This is a genomic window from Leifsonella bigeumensis, from assembly GCF_039537265.1.
Classification (GTDB): Bacteria; Actinomycetota; Actinomycetes; order Actinomycetales; family Microbacteriaceae; genus Terrimesophilobacter; species Terrimesophilobacter bigeumensis.
Genome location: NZ_BAABAE010000003.1, coordinates 797,398 through 814,856, shown reverse-complemented (window position 1 = coordinate 814,856; position 17,459 = coordinate 797,398). Strand labels below are relative to the sequence as shown.

The 17,459-nt window shown below is 68.0% G+C and carries 18 protein-coding genes and 1 tRNA gene; 1 reads left to right on the top strand and 18 read right to left on the bottom strand.

Annotated elements, in window-relative coordinates:
- The 9 genes from ABD678_RS09015 to ABD678_RS08975 all read right to left on the bottom strand — a co-directional run bounded on the left by ABD678_RS09015 (position 1) and on the right by ABD678_RS08975 (position 6,048).
- Positions 1-312 carry an AzlD domain-containing protein gene (locus ABD678_RS09015; protein ID WP_344755854.1) on the bottom strand — a complete coding sequence of 104 codons (312 nt, stop codon included), beginning with the start codon at positions 310-312 and terminating at the stop codon, positions 1-3.
- Complete coding sequence (locus ABD678_RS09010) at positions 309-1,028, bottom strand: AzlC family ABC transporter permease (RefSeq protein WP_344755852.1); 720 nt, start codon at positions 1,026-1,028, stop codon at positions 309-311. The genes ABD678_RS09015 and ABD678_RS09010 overlap by 4 nt, the downstream gene beginning before the upstream one ends.
- Positions 1,015-1,941 carry a sensor histidine kinase gene (locus ABD678_RS09005; protein WP_344755850.1) on the bottom strand — a complete coding sequence of 309 codons (927 nt, stop codon included), beginning with the start codon at positions 1,939-1,941 and terminating at the stop codon, positions 1,015-1,017. The genes ABD678_RS09010 and ABD678_RS09005 overlap by 14 nt, the downstream gene beginning before the upstream one ends.
- A 95-nt stretch (positions 1,942-2,036) precedes the next feature.
- On the bottom strand, positions 2,037-2,366 hold the full coding sequence (locus ABD678_RS09000) for an SHOCT domain-containing protein (RefSeq protein ID WP_344755848.1): 330 nt from the start codon (positions 2,364-2,366) through the stop codon (positions 2,037-2,039).
- Between the two features lie 127 nt (positions 2,367-2,493).
- Complete coding sequence (locus ABD678_RS08995) at positions 2,494-3,162, bottom strand: response regulator transcription factor (protein WP_344755846.1); 669 nt, start codon at positions 3,160-3,162, stop codon at positions 2,494-2,496.
- 13 nt (positions 3,163-3,175) lie between these two features.
- On the bottom strand, positions 3,176-4,360 hold the full coding sequence (locus ABD678_RS08990; RefSeq protein ID WP_344755844.1) for a sensor histidine kinase: 1,185 nt from the start codon (positions 4,358-4,360) through the stop codon (positions 3,176-3,178).
- A 98-nt stretch (positions 4,361-4,458) separates the two neighbouring features.
- Complete coding sequence (locus tag ABD678_RS08985; RefSeq protein WP_344755842.1) at positions 4,459-5,163, bottom strand: DUF899 family protein; 705 nt, start codon at positions 5,161-5,163, stop codon at positions 4,459-4,461.
- A 90-nt stretch (positions 5,164-5,253) separates the two neighbouring features.
- Entirely contained in the window at positions 5,254-5,817 is a 564-nt protein-coding gene (locus ABD678_RS08980; protein ID WP_344755840.1) for a DUF2269 domain-containing protein, read from the bottom strand.
- A gap of 45 nt (positions 5,818-5,862) precedes the next feature.
- Complete coding sequence (locus tag ABD678_RS08975; RefSeq protein WP_344755838.1) at positions 5,863-6,048, bottom strand: hypothetical protein; 186 nt, start codon at positions 6,046-6,048, stop codon at positions 5,863-5,865.
- On the opposite strand from ABD678_RS08975, the gene ABD678_RS13805 reads away from it, so the two are divergent.
- Positions 6,015-6,848 carry a TetR/AcrR family transcriptional regulator gene (locus tag ABD678_RS13805; RefSeq protein ID WP_425561979.1) on the top strand — a complete coding sequence of 278 codons (834 nt, stop codon included), beginning with the start codon at positions 6,015-6,017 and terminating at the stop codon, positions 6,846-6,848. The genes ABD678_RS08975 and ABD678_RS13805 overlap by 34 nt on opposite strands.
- On the opposite strand, the gene ABD678_RS08965 is transcribed toward ABD678_RS13805, so the two are convergent.
- The 9 genes from ABD678_RS08965 to dnaG all read right to left on the bottom strand — a co-directional run bounded on the left by ABD678_RS08965 (position 6,810) and on the right by dnaG (position 17,455).
- Positions 6,810-6,882: transfer RNA gene (locus ABD678_RS08965), tRNA-Asn, on the bottom strand. The two genes, ABD678_RS13805 and ABD678_RS08965, sit on opposite strands and share 39 nt — an antisense overlap.
- Before the next feature lie 77 nt (positions 6,883-6,959).
- Complete coding sequence (locus ABD678_RS08960) at positions 6,960-7,940, bottom strand: lactonase family protein (protein WP_344757138.1); 981 nt, start codon at positions 7,938-7,940, stop codon at positions 6,960-6,962.
- Positions 7,941-7,945: 5 nt separating this feature from the next.
- On the bottom strand, positions 7,946-8,953 hold the full coding sequence (locus ABD678_RS08955; protein WP_344755834.1) for a D-isomer specific 2-hydroxyacid dehydrogenase family protein: 1,008 nt from the start codon (positions 8,951-8,953) through the stop codon (positions 7,946-7,948).
- On the bottom strand, positions 8,950-9,777 hold the full coding sequence (locus tag ABD678_RS08950) for a dipeptide/oligopeptide/nickel ABC transporter ATP-binding protein (protein WP_344755832.1): 828 nt from the start codon (positions 9,775-9,777) through the stop codon (positions 8,950-8,952). The genes ABD678_RS08955 and ABD678_RS08950 overlap by 4 nt, the downstream gene beginning before the upstream one ends.
- Before the next feature lies 1 nt (position 9,778).
- Positions 9,779-11,512, bottom strand: coding sequence for an ABC transporter ATP-binding protein (locus ABD678_RS08945; RefSeq protein ID WP_344755830.1), 1,734 nt, complete (start codon positions 11,510-11,512; stop codon positions 9,779-9,781).
- Positions 11,509-12,495: an ABC transporter permease gene (locus ABD678_RS08940; RefSeq protein ID WP_344755828.1), complete on the bottom strand. Its 987-nt coding sequence runs from the start codon at positions 12,493-12,495 to the stop codon at positions 11,509-11,511. The genes ABD678_RS08945 and ABD678_RS08940 overlap by 4 nt, the downstream gene beginning before the upstream one ends.
- A 1-nt stretch (position 12,496) precedes the next feature.
- Positions 12,497-13,594, bottom strand: coding sequence for an ABC transporter permease (locus tag ABD678_RS08935; RefSeq protein WP_344755826.1), 1,098 nt, complete (start codon positions 13,592-13,594; stop codon positions 12,497-12,499).
- Between the two features lie 107 nt (positions 13,595-13,701).
- Positions 13,702-15,333 carry an ABC transporter substrate-binding protein gene (locus ABD678_RS08930; RefSeq protein ID WP_344755824.1) on the bottom strand — a complete coding sequence of 544 codons (1,632 nt, stop codon included), beginning with the start codon at positions 15,331-15,333 and terminating at the stop codon, positions 13,702-13,704.
- 202 nt (positions 15,334-15,535) lie between these two features.
- Positions 15,536-17,455, bottom strand: coding sequence for a DNA primase (gene dnaG, locus ABD678_RS08925; protein WP_344755822.1), 1,920 nt, complete (start codon positions 17,453-17,455; stop codon positions 15,536-15,538).
- Positions 17,456-17,459 lie beyond the last annotated feature (4 nt).

The following is a 17,459-nucleotide window of genomic DNA, read 5'->3' as shown; positions in this document are numbered from 1 at the left end:
TCAACCCCACCCGGAGAGCCGGATGAGCGCCGCCGTCGCCGCCGCCGCGATCACCACGATCACGAAGGGCACGCGCAGCGCGAAGAGCATGACGGCCACGACGAGCGCGGGCGCCCGGGCGTCGAACTGGAGCCCGGTGCCATGCCCGAGCGTCTGCACCGCGACGAGGGCGGAGAGCAGGGCGACCGTCAGCAGGTTGGCGATGCGGGAGGGCGTCGGCTTGTCGAGTACCGACGACGGCACGAGGTATCCCGCGAGCTTGAGCGCGAGGCAGGCCAGCGAGGCGATGATCACGATGAGCCAGAGGGTCATACGCCCTCCCTCTCGAGCGGGACGAGCGGAGGCTCCGAGTTGGCGAACCAGTTGAAGCCGCCGACGACGATCGCCACGACCCCGGCGACGAGCACCGGCAGCCCTGGTAGCAGGGCAGGCGTGAGCACGATCGCGATGACCGCTGCCGCGCTCGCCACGGCGATGGTTTGAAGCTGCTTGAGGCGCGGCCAGAGCAGGCCGACGAACGCGGCAGCGGCGGCGGCATCCAGGCCCCACTGGCGCGGGTCGCCGAGCGCGTCGCCGATCAGCGCGCCGATGAGGGTCGTCAGGTTCCAGCCGACGAAGGTGGCCGCCGCGGTCGTCCAGAAGCCGATGCGCTGACTGGAGATCGTCGGCTGGTTCGTCGACACCGCGGTCGTCTCGTCGATCGTCACCCAGGCGGCGGCGATGCGGGTCCACCAGCGCCCGCCGATGATGGGCGACATCCGGACCCCGTAGATGCCGTTCCGGATGCCGAGGATCGCGGCGCTGGCGATCGCGGCGGGGCCGGCGGCCACCCCGCCGGTGGCGATGACGCCGACGAGGGCGAACTGGGAGCCGCCCGTGAACATGAGCAGGCTCATGACGCAGGTCTGCCAGACGTCGAGCCCCGCGGCCACGGCGAGCGCGCCGTAGGAGACCCCGTAGGCTGCGGCGGCGAGACCGACCGCAAGTCCTGCCCGGATCGCGGCCGAGTCCTCGTTACTCCTCGCCACGACGGTCGCCGAGGTTCACACCGTGAACCCCGTTGTCGTAGCGCAGGGCCGGGAACACCGCCGAGACCGAGAAGCCGACGCCCGGCACCGAGTAGGCGTTGAAGACTCCGCCGAAGAGTTCGGTGCGCTCCCGCATCTCGGCGATTCCCGGACCCGTGACGACCTCGGTGAGGGCGCCCAGATCCTCGTCGATCGAGTAGGCGCGCTCCCGGGCGACCTCATTCGGGTCGAGCCCGTCGCGCCTGGCACTGGCCCGCACGCCGTCATCGTCCACGAGCACCTGCAGGCTCTCGTCGCGCCAGGTGAACGACACCCTGACCTGGGTGCCCTCTCCCCCGTACTTGAGCGCGTTCGAGAGCGACTCCTGAAGAATGCGGTACACCGCGAGTTCCGCCCCCTTCTGCAGGGGGAACGACGTGCCGGTCTCATCGAATTCGACGGAGAGTCCGGCATCCCGCATGACCTTGAAGAGATCACTCGCGCTTCTCAGACGCGGCTGGGGTGTGGCATCCGCCTCGCCCTCGCGCACGACCGTGAGGATCCTCCTCAGGTCGGCGAGGGTCTTGCGCGCCGTGTCGCCCATGGTGATGGCGGCGCGCACGGCGGCGGAGGCATCGGATGCCGAGGCGTACCGCGCGCCGTCGGCCTGGGTCACGATCGCGGAGACGGAGTGGACCGCGACGTCGCCCAGCTCGCGCACGATACGGAGGCGCCCGAGGTGCTCGCGCACGGCCAGCTCGAGGTCGATGGCGTCCCGCTCGGCATGAACGAGGAGGGCCGACTGGCGCCGGAATCGACGACGTGCGCCGAGCCACAGGCCGAGGAAGACGATCGCCAGAACCAGGAGGACGACTGCCGCGACGGTGGCGACCTGGGCGACGATGAAGGCGTTGTCCTGCAGCCACTCGATCATGCCTGTTCCTCCCCGGCGGCGCCCTGATGTCGACCGCTAGACGAGGCTACCGCGAACGGGTGGCACCGGAGTATTCCGATGCCACCCGCATCCGCTCAACCCTGGGATGGGGCGTTCGCCCGCAGCACTTCGAGCCGCGCGCGGTAGTCCTTCTCGTCGATGTCGCCCTGGGCGAAACGCTCGGCGAGGGTGGCCTCGGCGTTGCGTGCCGGGCCGAAGTGGCCTGGGCCAGGTCCGTGGGGACCGTAGCCGTTCTCCCAGGCCCGACGACGCCAGCGGCGGCCGAAGATGCCGAAGATGAGCACGAACACGAGGATCCAGAACAGCGGGATGAGGAACCCCAGCCACCAGAATCCGGCGAACCCGAAGGCGGCCGGCCCGTGGGCGAACGGGCCGGCGGCGGCGATTGCGAGTGAGGTGATCACGATGAGCCTTCCTGTCAACTGGGCTCCGAGTGAGCCCGCAACCAAGGCTCGCTCGATCGGCAGGTCGGGGAATCTGCCGCCGGGATGCACTTCGGGTACTGCGCTCGGAGCAGGCCCGGCGCCCGGGCTACTCCGTGAAGCCGGCCCGCACGAGGCCGGTCTCGTAGGCGACGACGACGAGCTGCACGCGGTCGCGCGCGGCGAGCTTCGACATGATGCGCGATACGTGGGTCTTGGCGGTGAGCGGGCTGAGGAAGAGCCGCCCGCCGATCTCGTCATTGGTGAGGCCCTGGCCGACGAGGGCGAGCACCTCGCGTTCGCGCTCGGTGAGCACCTGCAGCGCCTGGGCATCCGGCGGTTCGGTGAGCCGGGTGGAGATGCGCTCGAGCAGCCGACGGGTGACACCGGGCGACAGCAGCGCGTCGCCGGCCGCGACGACCCGGACGGCGCGGATGAGCTCGACCGGCTCGGTGTCCTTCACCAGGAAGCCGCTCGCCCCGGCGCGGATCGCGTGTCCGACGTACTCGTCCAGTTCGAAGGTCGTGACGATGACGATGTGGGTTCCGGCGAGCGCAGGGTCGCCGACGATCTGCTCGGTCGCCCACAGGCCGTCGCCGTCGGGCATCCGGATGTCCATGAGCACGACATCAGGACGCGTGCCGGCCACGAGGGCGACAGCCTCGGCACCGGTTCCGGCCTCACCGACGACCTCGAGGTCTGGCTCGGCCTCCAGGAGCGAGCGGAAGCCGGCACGGATGAGCTGTTGGTCGTCCGCGATCGCGATGCGGATGGTCATGGCTGTGCCCCTCTCACTGGCTCCCCCTCATCGGAATCCTGGCCTCGACGCGGAAACTCCCGCCGGGTTCACGGCCGGCCTGGAAGCTGCCGCCGAGCAGTTCGGCGCGCTCCCGCATGCCGAGCAGGCCTCGTCCGTCACCGTCTGCCGGGCCGGATGCGCCCGCTGCCGTGCCGTCGTCGACGACGGTCACGACGTACTCCCCGCCGCCCTCGACGATCCTCACGGTCGCCGCCGTCGCCTCCGCGTGGCGCAGGACGTTGGTGAGCGACTCCTGCACGATGCGGTAGATCGCGAGCTGGGTGGCGGCCGGTGGCGGCTCGGTAAGCGAGTCGTCGAGCGCGACGGTGACACCCTGGCTCGTAACGGAGGCGGCGAGGCCGGGCAGGCGGGAGAGGTCCGGCTCCGGGACGAGCGGGGCATCCGGGTTGCCGTCGGAGCGCAGGATGCCGAGGACGGAGCGCACCTCGTCGAGCGCGGTCTTGCTCGTGAGCTTGATGCTCGCGAGGGCGTCGGCCGCCTTCTGCGGCTGGCTCTCCATGAGGTGGAGGCCCACCCCGGCCTGGACGTTGATCTGGCTGAGCGAGTGCGCGAGCACGTCGTGCAGTTCGCGCGCGAGGCGCACCCGTTCGGCCTGCAGTTCGCTCGAACGGCGCTCCGCGGCGATCCTGCGGTACTCGGCGAACTGTTCGCGCCGGGTGCGGAGGCCCTCGCCGATCCCGAACACGATGAGGATGCCGAGGGTCACCCCCGCGATGCGCAGCGGATGCCAGGCGACGCCGATCGCGAGCGCCCAGACGAGCGTGGTGAGCCATGCTGCACCCACCGAGGTCCAGGCCCACATCCGTGCGCCGCGAACGATCGCGGAGACGATCGCGAACCCGAGGGCGATGTACGGCGGCCAGTCCTGCCCGCCGAACAGCATCGCGATGGAGGCGGCCGCGGCCGTCACAGCCACGACCGGCCCGGGGAACCGTCGCGCGGCGATGAGGGCGAGCGGCCCCACCATCATGATGAGGAGGGCGAAGGCGAACTCTCGCGGGTGCGCGATCGGCGCCAGCACGGGACCGAAACGCCGTGGGAGCAGCACCGGCAGAACCTGGATCGCGAACGACACGATGACCGGAACCCAGAGCGCGACCCAGCGTGGCGGGCCGGTTCCGCGGCGCCCGTAGCCATGCGAACCCGGCTCTGACATGAGTCGATCGTAGTTGCGCGGGTCGGATGCGGCATCCGCTCAATGGAGTCGTCGGGTACTCCCGCGGGAGTACCCTCTTCGGCGGGGCGCGGTCCGCGTCAGCTGACGGGCACGGCCCCCGGCCGAGTCCACTGGGGCACGGGGCGACCGTCTCTCCGCCAGCCGGTGAAGGTCGGATCCTGTGGCCAGCCCTCCGGGGAGTCCTCCCACTCCTCCTGGCGACCGTACACGGTCATGTCCATGAGGTTGAGTGCGGCCATGATCGGCTCCGTGCCGCGATCGGTCGTGTCGTAGGTGAGGAAGACGCGGTCGCCACGACGCAGGAAGCAGGTGAGATGACCGCCACCGGTGTAGGCGGGATCCTCGACGTCGTAGACGGAGTACCACGGATGCGTGTAGCCCATGAACTCCCGGAACGGCGCCATATCCTCGTATGGCCCTGCCCCGAAGATGGCGAAGCTGATGCCGCGCGCTTCCAGATATGCGGCGTCATGGAAGTTCCAGATCGTCGCGGTGCAGCCTTCGCACTGGCCCTCGAAGGGTTTGCCGAGGTGCCACATGTGCTTGTAGACGATGAGTTGGTCGCGCCCATCGAAGATGTCGAGCATCGAGGTCGGACCGTTCGCCCCGACGAGGGAGATCGGTGTGACCTCGGTCATCGGCAACCGGCGGCGTGCAGCAGCGATCGCATCGCCCTCGCGGGTGTGCGCCTTCTCGCGAACGAGCAGCTCACCCCGTTCGCGAAGCCAGGTCTCGCGGTCGACGACGGGAGGCGCGGGGGTGGTGACATCGATGACAGCCATGGCGGGATAATAATGGACGGTGCTCCGAGAGAACACAGGAAATCCGCTCCCCCCGGCCGGACTCGACCCGGCAGCGAGCCGCCGGGACGGTCATGACCGTCCTCGCTGGGCGCGTCGGTGTTGATCCACAACCGCCGTAGCGTCAAGGCGCGACTCGAGGAGCTTGCGCTTACCGTACCCGGTGACTCCGCGCGGTTTGTAGACGGACAACAGCGTCACCACGAGTAGCACCAGGAGCGCCGCAGCGGCATCGAAGACCAACTGCCCGCGCGATTCGACCAGATCGTTCGCCGCGAATCCCGCCGTCACGGCCACGCTGCCCAAGTGGTAGATCGGCTGGGTATGCAGCAGCAGCAAGGCGGTGGCCGGGATGACCAGCACGAGTTTCGCGATCACCCACCAATACCTGAACAGCCCCCAGCTGGTGCCCAGGGACTGGATGATGCCGGTCACGAGCGAGGCGATGCTCAGCGGCACGAGGACGAACCGCGTGATCAACTCCAGGCTGAGGTAGAGGCCGCGCACCAGTTGGGGATCCCGGCTGGTCAATCCGACGATCGCGAGCGGCAGGAACGCGCCGACGGCGCCCAGCCAGCCCACCGAGGCCACGAGGTGGGCGGCGAGCACGCCCTTGCGGACTCCCGGGCCCATCATGTCGTGCTCATCACGTCAGTGCTCATCACCTCAGTGCCCATCACCTCAGTGCCCCACCATCGGGAAGTGGCCGCCGAGCCCACCGCCGGCGAGGTGCACGACGACGATCGCCACGACCACGACCGCCGCGACGATTCCACCCACGATCACCCAGCGCGGGATGCCGCTCTCCCGGCGCGGACGTTTGCCCGCATCCGATGGTGCGACCGGTGGCGGGGCGGGTTCGGACACGGTGCTCTCCTTTTGGCTCTGCGCAGCCGCTGATGCTATTTATCGAGACAGTATGTCACTCATGGATCAGGTTGTCGCAGTGTTGTCACTTGTATACTAACCCCATGCCGAAGCTCTGGAGCGAGACCGTGGAAGCGCACCGTGCCGCGGTGCGTGAGGCGGCCCTGGCCGCGACGGCCGAGCTGATCGCAACGAACGAGCACTCTCCGATCACCATGTCGCAGGTCGCCCAGAGTTCAGGCATCGCACGGGCGACGCTGTACAAGTACTTCGCGGACATCGACGCGGTGCTGAGCGCGTGGCACGAGCAGCGGATCACGGAACACCTCGAGCAACTCGTCCGGGTACGGCGCCAGCACGACGACGCGGCCGAGCAACTCCGGGCCGTGCTCGAGAGCTATGTGCTGCTGTCGCACCACCAGCCCAGCGGTGAACTGGCCCGAATCCTGCATCGCAGCGACCACGTCTCACACGCCCAGCAGCACCTCAGCGGGTTCCTCGAGGAGATCATCGCCGAAGGCGCCGCCTCGAGTCGGTTGCGCTCGGACATCCCCCCGTCCGAACTCGCGGCATACTGCCTGCACGCCGCCTCCGCGGCCGACAGGTTGACCGACATGGCTGCCGTCCACCGACTCGTCGAGGTCATCCTGACCGGATTACGACTCGACCACGAGTCTGCCGCGCGGTCGCAGGGTTTCGCAGCCGCTGCTTCGGCCTCGAACAGGAAGGCCCCCGGTTTCCACGGAAACCAGGGGCATTTGCTCCCCGACTTGGACTCGAACCAAGAACCTGCCGGTTAACAGCCGGCTGCTCTGCCAATTGAGCTATCGAGGATTGGCGATTCAGCTAGTCACTTTAGCAAAGAATGCAGGAGCCCATCGGCGGTGCGCTCCCCGCCACGGGTCGGCCGTTCAGGAGAAGTCCGGAAGCAGGCAGGTCGGCGAGTCGACGAAGAGCGGTGTGCCCACCATGATCGGCACACCGGACTGCGGGTCGAGCTGGAACGCGGCGATCGTCCCGGACTTCTGGTTCGCGACGAGCAGCAGGTTCCCGACGATGCAGAGGCCGCGCGGGGTGTCTCCGCCACTCGGCAGGTCGGCGATCGGCTGAAGCGTGTTCGCGTCGATCGCGACGATGCGGTTCGAGCCGCGCAGGGCGGTGTACAGGAACCGTCCGGTCGGGTCGACGACGAGACCCGCAGCGTGATCGCCCGGCGCCGCCCCCGCCTCCCCGGCCTTGAGAACCTGCAGATTCCGTCCCCCTCCGAGCACGAACACGGATCCGCCCAGCTCGCCGAGGAGAAAGATCTTGCCCGCGACCGGCGAGACCGCGAAGTCGCGGGGCCCGGTCCCAGCCGGCAGCTCGAGCGAGGACTCGAGCCCGAGTACGGCATCCTGCCAACGGTAGACGTTGACGCGGTCGGTTCCGAGGTCGGCGGTGATCGCCATGTCGCCGAAGGCGAGCGTCGAGTGCGCATGCGGGCCGTCCTGCTCGGGCTTCGGACCCTTACCCGTCGACACGAGCGACTGGTGCAGCGGGCCGATGAACCCCTGCGCGTCGAGTGGGAAGACATCCACCTGGCCGGTGCGGTAGTTGCTCGCGTAGAGCCAGTCGGCCGTCGCCGCCAGATGGCACGGCAGGCTGCCCGAGGTCGCCTGCCCACCCATCACGGTGAGGTTGGCAGCCTTGCTCTTGCGGTGGAACGCCTCCACCCGGCCGAGGCCCTCATCGACCGCGTAGATGACGCCAGGAACCGTCGCGTGGATGAGATAGGACGGCGACGAGGCGACCACACCGAGCCCGAGGAGTTGCAGGCCCTTCTCGGTCAGCCGCACGGCAGAGATCCCGCGGGAGAACCCGCCCATGTTCTCGGTGTACGAACCTACCCACAACAGAGTCAATAGCCTGCCTCCGGGTCTACTAGCCCATCAAATCTCGCGTGGTCAAGGAAAGCTCGCACGTTAGTCTTCACCCTCTCGGCCAGCAGCGGCGTGGTCATTTCGGGCGTGTCGGCACTATGCGAGGTGATGAGAGCGCGAGGCTCCGACCAGAGCGGATGCCCGTCCGGCAGAGGCTCCGGGTCGGTCACGTCGAGTCCAGCGCCGGCAATGGTTCCGGATGCGAGAGCGTCGGTCAGCGCATCCGTGTCGACGAGCCCGCCTCGCGCCACGTTCACGAGAATCGCGGTCGGCTTCATAGCCGCGAACTCGGCGGCGCCGAGAAGCCCCGCCGTCCCCCCGGTCATGGCGGCGGCCACGATGACCACGTCGGCATCCGGAAGCACCTCGAGGAGCCGGTCTGCCGTGACCGTGCGGTCGGCACCCGGCATCGTTTCGGCCGTGCGCCTCACAATGGTCACGCGCGTGCGGAACGGCTCCAGCAGTCGGAGGAGTTCGACGGCGATGCCGCCGGCCCCCACGATGACGACGTCGAGTCCGAAGAGCGAGCGGCCGATCTTAGGACCCCAGCTGCGAGCAACCACGCGGGTCGGCAGCGCGCGCAGGAGCGCGAGGGTCAGGGCAAGGGCATGCTCCGCCACCGGTTCGGCGTAGGCACCCTTCGCACTCGTCCAGATCGGGCGATCCCGGCCCACCGTCGATGCGAGGATGCCGGAGAAGGCGTCGACACCGGCCCACGGCAGCTGCACCCAGTCGATGCCGGGGTAGCGCTCCAGGATTCCGGGGAACTCGGCAGCGCGAGCGTAGGACAGCCAGATCACGCCGCGGGTCTCCGCCGAAAGCGGTGCGACGGTGCCGCCGGCCTCCTGGACAGCGGTGACGAAGAACTCGTCCGGTTCGGGGAGCACGGCGATCGGCCCCGGCCTCGGGCGCCGTTCGGGCGGCAGCTCCTCAGGCGGGGAAGCCAGCACTGCACGGTGCTGGACCGAGCCCCCACTCGATGTCATGCACCGACTGTATCGAATCGCGACGCCGCGAGGGCCTTCAGATAGGGATGAATCGGGTCAGCGAGTACCCCATTGATGGGGCCAAGCCCGACGACCGTTCCACGGCTCATGACCACCACGCGCTCGGCCAGGTAGGAGGTCACGGCGAGGTCGCTGCTCACGATCACGGCCGAGAACTCGTGCTCGGCCTGCAGCTCGCGGATGACATCCAGCACCCCGGTGCGCACCGTCACGTCGACCCCGCGGGTCGGCTCGTCGGCGACGAGGAGGCGCGGCCCGAGGATGAGGGAGCGGGCGAGCGCCACCCTCTGCCGCTGGCCGCTGCTCAACTCGAAGGGGTATCGGTTCATGAGCCCGAGCGGAAGGCGAACCGAGTCGATGAGCGTGGCCACGGCGATACCGGCCTCGCGGGAACTGAACCGGCGGTCCCGTGAGTAGATGGGCTCCGCCACGTTCTCGGCGACCGTGAGCCGCGCGTCGAGGCGCTCCGCGCCATCCTGCGCCAGGTAGCCGACCGAGAGCTGCAGGCGGTCCCGCCGACGAGACCCGATGCGGCGCAACTCGGTTCCGAAGACCTTCAGGGACCCTCCGCAGATCTCCGGACGTCCGGACTCCTGCCCGCCCCAGTCGGCCTGGAGTGCGATCGCCGCAGCGAGGGTCGATTTGCCGGAGCCGGATTCCCCGACGATCCCGAGAATCTCCCCCGGGGCGACCTCGAAACTCACGCCGGCCACCGCGAGGCAGCGGGATCGCACGTCCCTCGACCGATAGTGGATGGAGAGGTCGTCGGCACGGACGACCTCCTTAGCCACCGGCTCGGTCATGTCAGCCGTCCGTCCCTGTGCCTGCCAGCCCCGTGACGTCCAGGCCGGCGGACTCGACCTCGCGCAGTCTCTTAAGTTCCTCGCGCCGCTTCGCCTGCAGCACCGGATCCGGCACCGGGAGCGAGGCGAGCAGCCGCTGGGTGTATGGATGCTTCGGTGCGACGAGCACCTTCTCGCCGGTCCCCTCCTCCACGAGCCTGCCCTTGAACAGCACCGCGATGCGGTCGGCGAGCAGGTCGACGACGGCGAGATCGTGGCTGATGAAGAGGGCGGCGAACCCGAACTCTCGCTGCAGTTCGGCGAACAGTTCGAGCACGCGCGCCTGCACCGAGACGTCGAGGGCGCTCGTCGGCTCGTCGGCGATGAGGAGTTTCGGCTGGAGAGCGATGGCCCGGGCGAGGCTCGCGCGCTGGCGCTGCCCCCCGGAGAGTTCGTGCGGATACCGGTCGCCATAGCTGTGCGGCAGTTGCACCGCCTCGAGGAGTTCGTCGACGCGCGACCGTGCTTCGGCGGCATTCTTCGCCTTGCCGTGGACGACGAGCGGTTCGGCGACGCACTCGGCGATCGTGAGGAGCGGGTTGAAGCTGGTCGCCGGGTCCTGGAACACGAAGCCGATGTCATGTCGGAGTGGGCGGAAATCCCTCTCGTGCACGCCGAGCAGCTCCTGGCCGAGCACGCGCAGAGAGCCGCCGGTGATCTTCGTGAGCCCGCCGATCGCCCGCCCGATCGTCGTCTTGCCCGAGCCGCTCTCGCCGACGAGGCCGAGCACCTCGCGTGCGCCGATCTGGAAGCTCACGCCGTCGACGGCGCGGAAGCCCCCGCGCCCGAGCCGCCCCGGATACTCGATCACGAGATCCTCGGCGACGACGAGAGGCTCGGACGCCTTCTCGGCCGCGCGCTCCTCAGCACGCTCGCGAGTGCGCACGGTACCGGCCCCGATGAACGGCACAGCGGCAAGCAGCCGCTTCGTGTAGTCGTGCTCCGGACGGTGGAACAGGCTCACCGCGTCGGCCTCCTCGACCACGCGCCCCTGGTACATGACCGCGACGCGGTCGGCAAGGTCTGCGACGACACCCATGTTGTGGGTGATGAGCACGATCGCGGTGCTGAACTCGTCGCGGCAGCGGCGCAGCAGATCGAGGATCTCGGCCTGCACCGTGACGTCGAGAGCGGTGGTCGGCTCGTCGGCGACGATGAGCTCAGGATCGAGCACGAGCGCCATCGCGATGACGATGCGCTGCTTCTGGCCGCCCGAGAACTGGTGCGGGTAATAGTCGACGCGGTGCTCGGCGTCCGGGATGCCGACGCGGGTCATGATGTCGATCGCCTTCGCCCGCGCCTCGGCGCGGCCGATTCTGGCGTGAGCACGGAGTCCCTCGATGATCTGCCAGCCGACCGTGTAGACCGGGTTGAGCGCCGTCGACGGCTCCTGGAACACCATCGCGGCGCCGGTGCCGCGGATCTCGCGCAGGCGCGCGTGCGACACCTCGATGACGTTGTCGCGGCCGATGAGCACCATCCCGGAGGTCGTCGCCGTCTCCGGCAGCAGCCCGAGGATGGTCTTGGCGGTGACGGTCTTCCCGCTTCCGCTCTCGCCGACGATCGCGAGCACCTCGCCCGCGCGCACCGACAGGCTCACGCCGTCGACCGCACGGACATCTCCCCCGTCGGTCGCGAATGTGACGCCGAGGCCATCGATCTGCAGGGCCTCCTCGCCCTTCACCAGGCTGCTCACAGTGCCTCCTCCAGCTCGTCGACCTCGGTCGGAACTGCGGAGCTCGCGATCGCCCGGTGCCGGGTCCGAAGGCGCGGATCGGCGAGATCGTTGAGGCTCTCGCCGACGAGCGTGATGCCCAGCACGACGAGAACGATGGCGGTGCCGGGGAAGATCGACGTCCACCAGATGCCGGCCGCGACATCCGAGATCGACTTGTTGAGGTCGAAGCCCCACTCGGCAGCCGAGGTCGGTTCGATGCCGAAGCCGAGGAATCCGAGGCCGGCGAGCGTCAGGATCGCCTCGGACGCGTTGAGGGTCAGGATGAGCGGGAGCGTCCTCGTCGAGTTGCGCAGCACGTGGCGGAACATGACGCGGGCGTTGCTCGCCCCGATGACCTTCGCCGACTCGACGAAGGCCTCCGCCTTGATCCGCACGGTCTCCGAGCGGATGACGCGGAAGTACTGCGGGATGAACACGACCGTGATCGAGATCGCGGCGGCGAGGATGCCGAAGAACAGGCTCGACTTGCCCCCGGAGAGCACGATCGACATGACGATCGCGAGAAGGAGCGACGGGAAGGCGTAGATCGCGTCGCAGATGACGACGAGCACGCGGTCGAGCCAGCCCCCGAAATAGCCGGAGACGAGCCCCAGCAGCACGCCGGCGAAGATCGACAGCAGCACCGCCACGACGATGACGAGCACCGCCGTCTGGGACCCCCAGATGACACGGGAGAGCACATCGTAGCCGCCCACCGTCGTGCCGAGCAGGTGCTGGGCGTTCGGGGGGAGCTGGGCGCCGAAGGTCCCGCTCTCGTCCCGCAACTGGTCGAAACTGAAGGGGGCCAGCCACGGCGCCAGCGCTGCAGTGAGCAGGAACACGACGATGATGACGAGTCCGCCGACGAGCATGCCGCGCTGCCAGCCGACACTCTGCCTGAGCTGATGCACGAGCGGAAGGCGCGACCAGATGCTCGGCTTCGCGATGGCGGTCGTGCTCATGTCAGTACCTCACCCTCGGGTCGATGAGCGCGGCTATGACGTCGACGATGAAGTTGGTGACCGCGACGATGACCGCGAGCAGCACGACGATGCCCTGCACGGCGACGAAGTCCCGCGCGTTGATGTACTGCACGAGCATGAAGCCGAGGCCCTTCCACTCGAAGGTCGTCTCGGTGAGCACCGCTCCCCCCAGCAGCAACGCGATCTGGAGGCCGATGACGGTGATGATCGGGACGAGCGCCGGTTTGTAGGCGTGCTTGCGCACGAGCCGCAGTTCGCCGACGCCGCGCGAGCGCGCAGCATCCACGTAGTCCTGTCCGAGCGTGCCGATGACGTTGAGACGCACGAGCCGCAGGAAGATCCCCGCGGTGAGGAGCCCGAGGGCGATTCCCGGCAGGAGCGCGTGGGTGAGCACGTCGCCGACATCCGCCGGATCGCCGGTTCGGAAGGCGTCGATGAGGTAGATGTTCGTCGGATGGTCGAGGAACTGGAGGTTCAACTCCGTACCCACCGACGCCCGGCCGTTGACCGGCAGCACCTTGAGCCACACCGAGAAGATGAGTTTGAGCAGCAGCCCTGCGAAGAAGACCGGCGTCGCATAGAAGAGGATCGCGAACACCCGCAGCACGGCATCCGGCCACTTGTCTCGGAGGTAGGCGGCGAGCATGCCGAGCGGGATTCCGACGATGAACGCGACGATGAGTGCATAGAAAGCGAGCTCGAGCGTCGCGCCGCCGTACGTCAGGAGGATCTCGGAGATCGGACGGTTGTCACTGATGGTCGTACCGAAGTTACCGGTGGCGACCTGCCCGAGGTACTCGAAGTACTGGATGAAGATGTTGCGGTCGTAGCCGGCGGCGTGGATGCGCTCCTGCAACTGGTCGGGACTCAGCCGACCGCCGAGCGCCGCCGTGATCGGGTCGCCGATCATGTGCATGAGGATGAACACCATCGACACGAGGATGAACACGGTGGGGATGATGAGGAGCAGCCTCACCAGGATGTAGCGCCCGAGATTCCCGCCGGACCCCCGCGACCTCGCCTTCTGGGTGGTATCGGTCACCGATCCGGGATCCACCGGGGTTGCGGTTGTCGTCATCGTTGCCAATCTTCGTGCGCACACGACCGGAAAAGGAGGGGGCGACCCGCGGATTGCGCGGACCGCCCCCTGTTACGGCTCTTCGATAGTAGCCGCCTGGTCGTGCCTTACTTGCTCAGGACGTTGAACCGGAACTTGAAGGAGGCGTCCAGGGTGTCGTCGACACCCTTCACGTCCTTACCGGAGACGACGACCTGCGCGCCCTGGAGGAACGGCAGGGTCGACAGCTGGGCCGCGACCTTCGCCTGGATGTCCTCGATGTCCGCCGTGCGCTTCGCCGCGTCACCCTCGACAGCCTGGCCCTGGATCAACGTGTCGATCTCGGCGTTGCTGAAGTGGTTCTTCAGGAAGTTGTCGGTCTGGAAGAACGGCGACAGGTAGTTGTCCGCGTCCGAGTAGTCCGGGAACCAGCCGAGCTGGTACAGCGGGTACACGTCGGCCGAACGGTCCTTGGAGTACTGGACCCACTCCGTCGACTGCAGGTTCACCGTGAACAGGCCGGAGGCCTCGAGCTGCGACTTGATGAGCGCGTACTCATCGCCCGAGCTCGCACCGTAGTGGTCCGGGTTGTACTGCAGGTTCAGGGTGACCGGGCCGGTGACACCGGCGGCCTCGAGGGTCGCCTTCGCCTTGTCGACATCCGGGCCGCCGTTTCCGTCGCCGTAGAGGTCCTTGAGGACCTCGGTGGCACCGGTCAGGCCGGCGGGAACGTAGGAGTACAGCGGCAGGTAGGTGCCCTTGTAGACCTGGTTCGCGATGGCCTCGCGATCGATCACGTCGGCGATCGCCTGACGGACGGCGAGCGCCTTGCCGGCGTCGGCATCGTCGGTCTTCGCACCGAACGGCATCGTGTCGAAGTTGAACACGATGTAGCGGATCTCACCACCGGGACCCTTGTGGACGGTGACGTTGTCGTTGCCGGAGAGGCTGTCGATGTCGGTCGCAGACAGGCTGCGGGTCGCGACGTCGATGTTGCCCTCCTGAACGTCGAGCTTCATGTTCGACTGGTCGGCGTAGTACTTGAGGTTGACCGTGGCCGTCTTCGGCGCTGCGAGCAGACCCTGGTAGCCGTCGTAGGCCTTGAACTGGACGAGCTCGTTGAACTTGTAGCTCGAGATCACGTACGGACCGGCGAAGGCGTTGCCGTCGACGATCTCCTGGTCGGTCGTGAGCGCGTCGGCGGAGAAGACATCCTCGTCCACGATCGGTCCGGCAGGGCTGGAGAGGATCTGAGGCCAGATCTGGTCGTTCCCGTTCTTGAGGTGGAAGACGACGGTCAGGTCATCCGTCACCTCGGTGCTGTCCAGGTTGTAGAGCAGCGTCGACGGGCCGTTGTCCGCGGCGATCTTGAGCTGGCGATCGAAGCTGAACTTCACGTCGGATGCCGTCAGGTCGTTGCCGTTGGCCCACTTGAGTCCCGGCTTGAGCTTGACCGTGTACTCGGTCGGCGAGGTGAACTCGGCCGACTCCGCGATGTCCGGGTGGACATCCGAGCTGCCCGGGTTCGAGTTCATGAGGAACGGGAACACGTTGTTCATGATGAAGAACGAGCCGTTGTCGTACGAACCTGCGGGGTCGAGCGTCGTGACCTTGTCGGTGGTGCCGACGGTGATGGTCCCTGAAGCGCCGGTGTCACCGGGTTCGTTTCCGGCCGCGCAGCCGCTGAGCACCATTGCTGCGATGGCGGTGCCACCGAGCACGGCGAGCGTGCGCTTTCGGATCGTGGATGCGGATGTCATATCCGGATACCTCTCTCTGTGATGAGGGTTCACCCCAGCCGATCTGGACTGTGGTGAGAACACAACGCACGGCTCGCATGGTTGCAGGCCGTGCAGCTTTGTATACCCCTTTGATAACACGGATTCCAAGTGCGCCGAGCATCGCCGACCGATTGCGGCCGAAACTTTACTGTTCTGCAACCTGGGGCGTGCGCGGCGTCTCCTAGTCCGCGATGAGCTCCCGGCGGTCCGCCTCGACCCTCATGAGCTCGCGCTGCAGCTCGCGATAGCGTTCGGGCTCGGCCGCGGCATCCGTCCTCTGCAGCCGGCCGAGGAGTTCGGCCTTGCTGGAGAGCAGATCCCGTCCGATGAGGGATGCGGCGACCCCGCGGCAGTAGATCGAGAGTTCCCGGCCCTCCTTCTCGGGGATCGGGGCAACGCCGAGCTGGTTGACGATGCCCCGGAAGGCCTCCGGCACCTCCTCGGCGACACGGTCGAGCCAACGATTCGAATCGAAGTCGTCCATGCTCGCAGCGATCCCGTCGCGCACCACGGAGAGGGTCGTATTGGTGAAGGCGGCCTGGCTCACGCGCAGCGCGTAGTCGCGGCCGACGGCCTCCGGCTGCTGGAGGATCGCCATGAGGGCGTCGCGTTCCAGGCGCGTCACCGGGTCGGTCGGCAACTGGGTGATCGACGGCCCCTGAGCCGGAGGTGCTTCGCCGGCGCCACCCGCGCCCGCGGCAGTGCCGTCCACCCACCGGTCGCCCGAGGGGGTCGCCTGTTCCGGCTGGCGAGCGCTCGTGGAAGCCCGGCCCGCCGCACCCTTGACCGCGCGGGAGACATCCTGCGGGTCGAGTCCGATCCAGCCGGCGAGATTCCTGATGTAGCCGCTGTGGAGCGCAGGGTCGCGGATGCCGGCCACGACGGGTGCTGCGGCGCGCAGACCGCCGACCCGTCCCTCGACCGTCTCGAGGTCGAACCCGGACAGCACTCTCCTGATCATGAACTCGAACATGGGTTTGCGTTCGTCGACGAGCCGGCGCACGGCGTCGTCGCCGCGCTCGAGCCGCAGGTCGCACGGGTCGAGGCCATCCGGAGCGACTGCGACGAACGTCTGCGCTGCGAAGCGCTGCTCCTCGGCGAATGCGCGGCTCGCGGCCTTCTGGCCTGCCTCGTCGGGGTCGAACGTGAAGATGACCTCGCCGAGTCCGTGCGAGTCGGAATTCTCGACGTCGCCTAGCACCCGGCGGATGACCTTGATGTGGTCGACGCCGAACGCGGTGCCGCAGGTGGCGACGGCGGTCGTGACGCCGGCGAGGTGGCAGGCCATGACATCCGTATACCCCTCGACCACGACGACGCGCTTGCCGCGGGAGATGTCGCGCTTGGCGAGGTCCAGCCCGTAGAGCACTTGCGACTTGTGGTAGACCGCCGTCTCCGGGGTGTTCAGGTATTTGGGGCCCTGGTCGTCGTCGAGCAGCTTGCGGGCGCCGAAGCCGAGGGTCTGGCCGGTGGTGTCCCGGATGGGCCAGACGAGCCTGCCGCGGAAACGGTCGTAGGTGCCACGGTCGCCCTGGCCGACCAGGCCTGCGCCGAGCAGCTCCTCCTCGGTGTAGCCGAGCCCCATGAGGTGCTTGCTCAGCGCGTCGTAGCTCTTCGGGGCGAAGCCCACGCCGAAATGGGCCGCCGCCGCCGGATCGAAGCCCCGTGCGCCGAGAAAGGCGCGGCCTGGTTCGGCGCCGGGGGTCGAGAGCTGCGCGGAGAAGAACTCCGCGGCCGCCTGGTTCGCGGCAAGCAGTCTCGCCCGGTTGCCGTGGTCGCTCGCCGCTTTGCCGCCATCCTCGTAATGGAGCTCGATGCCGACCCTGGCCGCCATCCTCTCGACCGCCTCGGAGAAGGTGACGTGGTCCATCTTCTGCAGGAAGCTGAAGACGTCGCCGTCCTCGCCGCAGCCGAAGCAGTGGTAGCGACCCGCCTGCGGGCGCACATGAAAGCTCGGGCTGCGCTCGTCGTGGAAGGGGCAGAGGCCCTTGAGCGAACCGACCCCTGCACTCTTGAGAGTCACGTAGTCGCCCACGATGTCGGCGATGTTGATCCGCGAACGCACCTCGTCGATGTCGTTCCTGCGGATGAGGCCAGCCATAAGC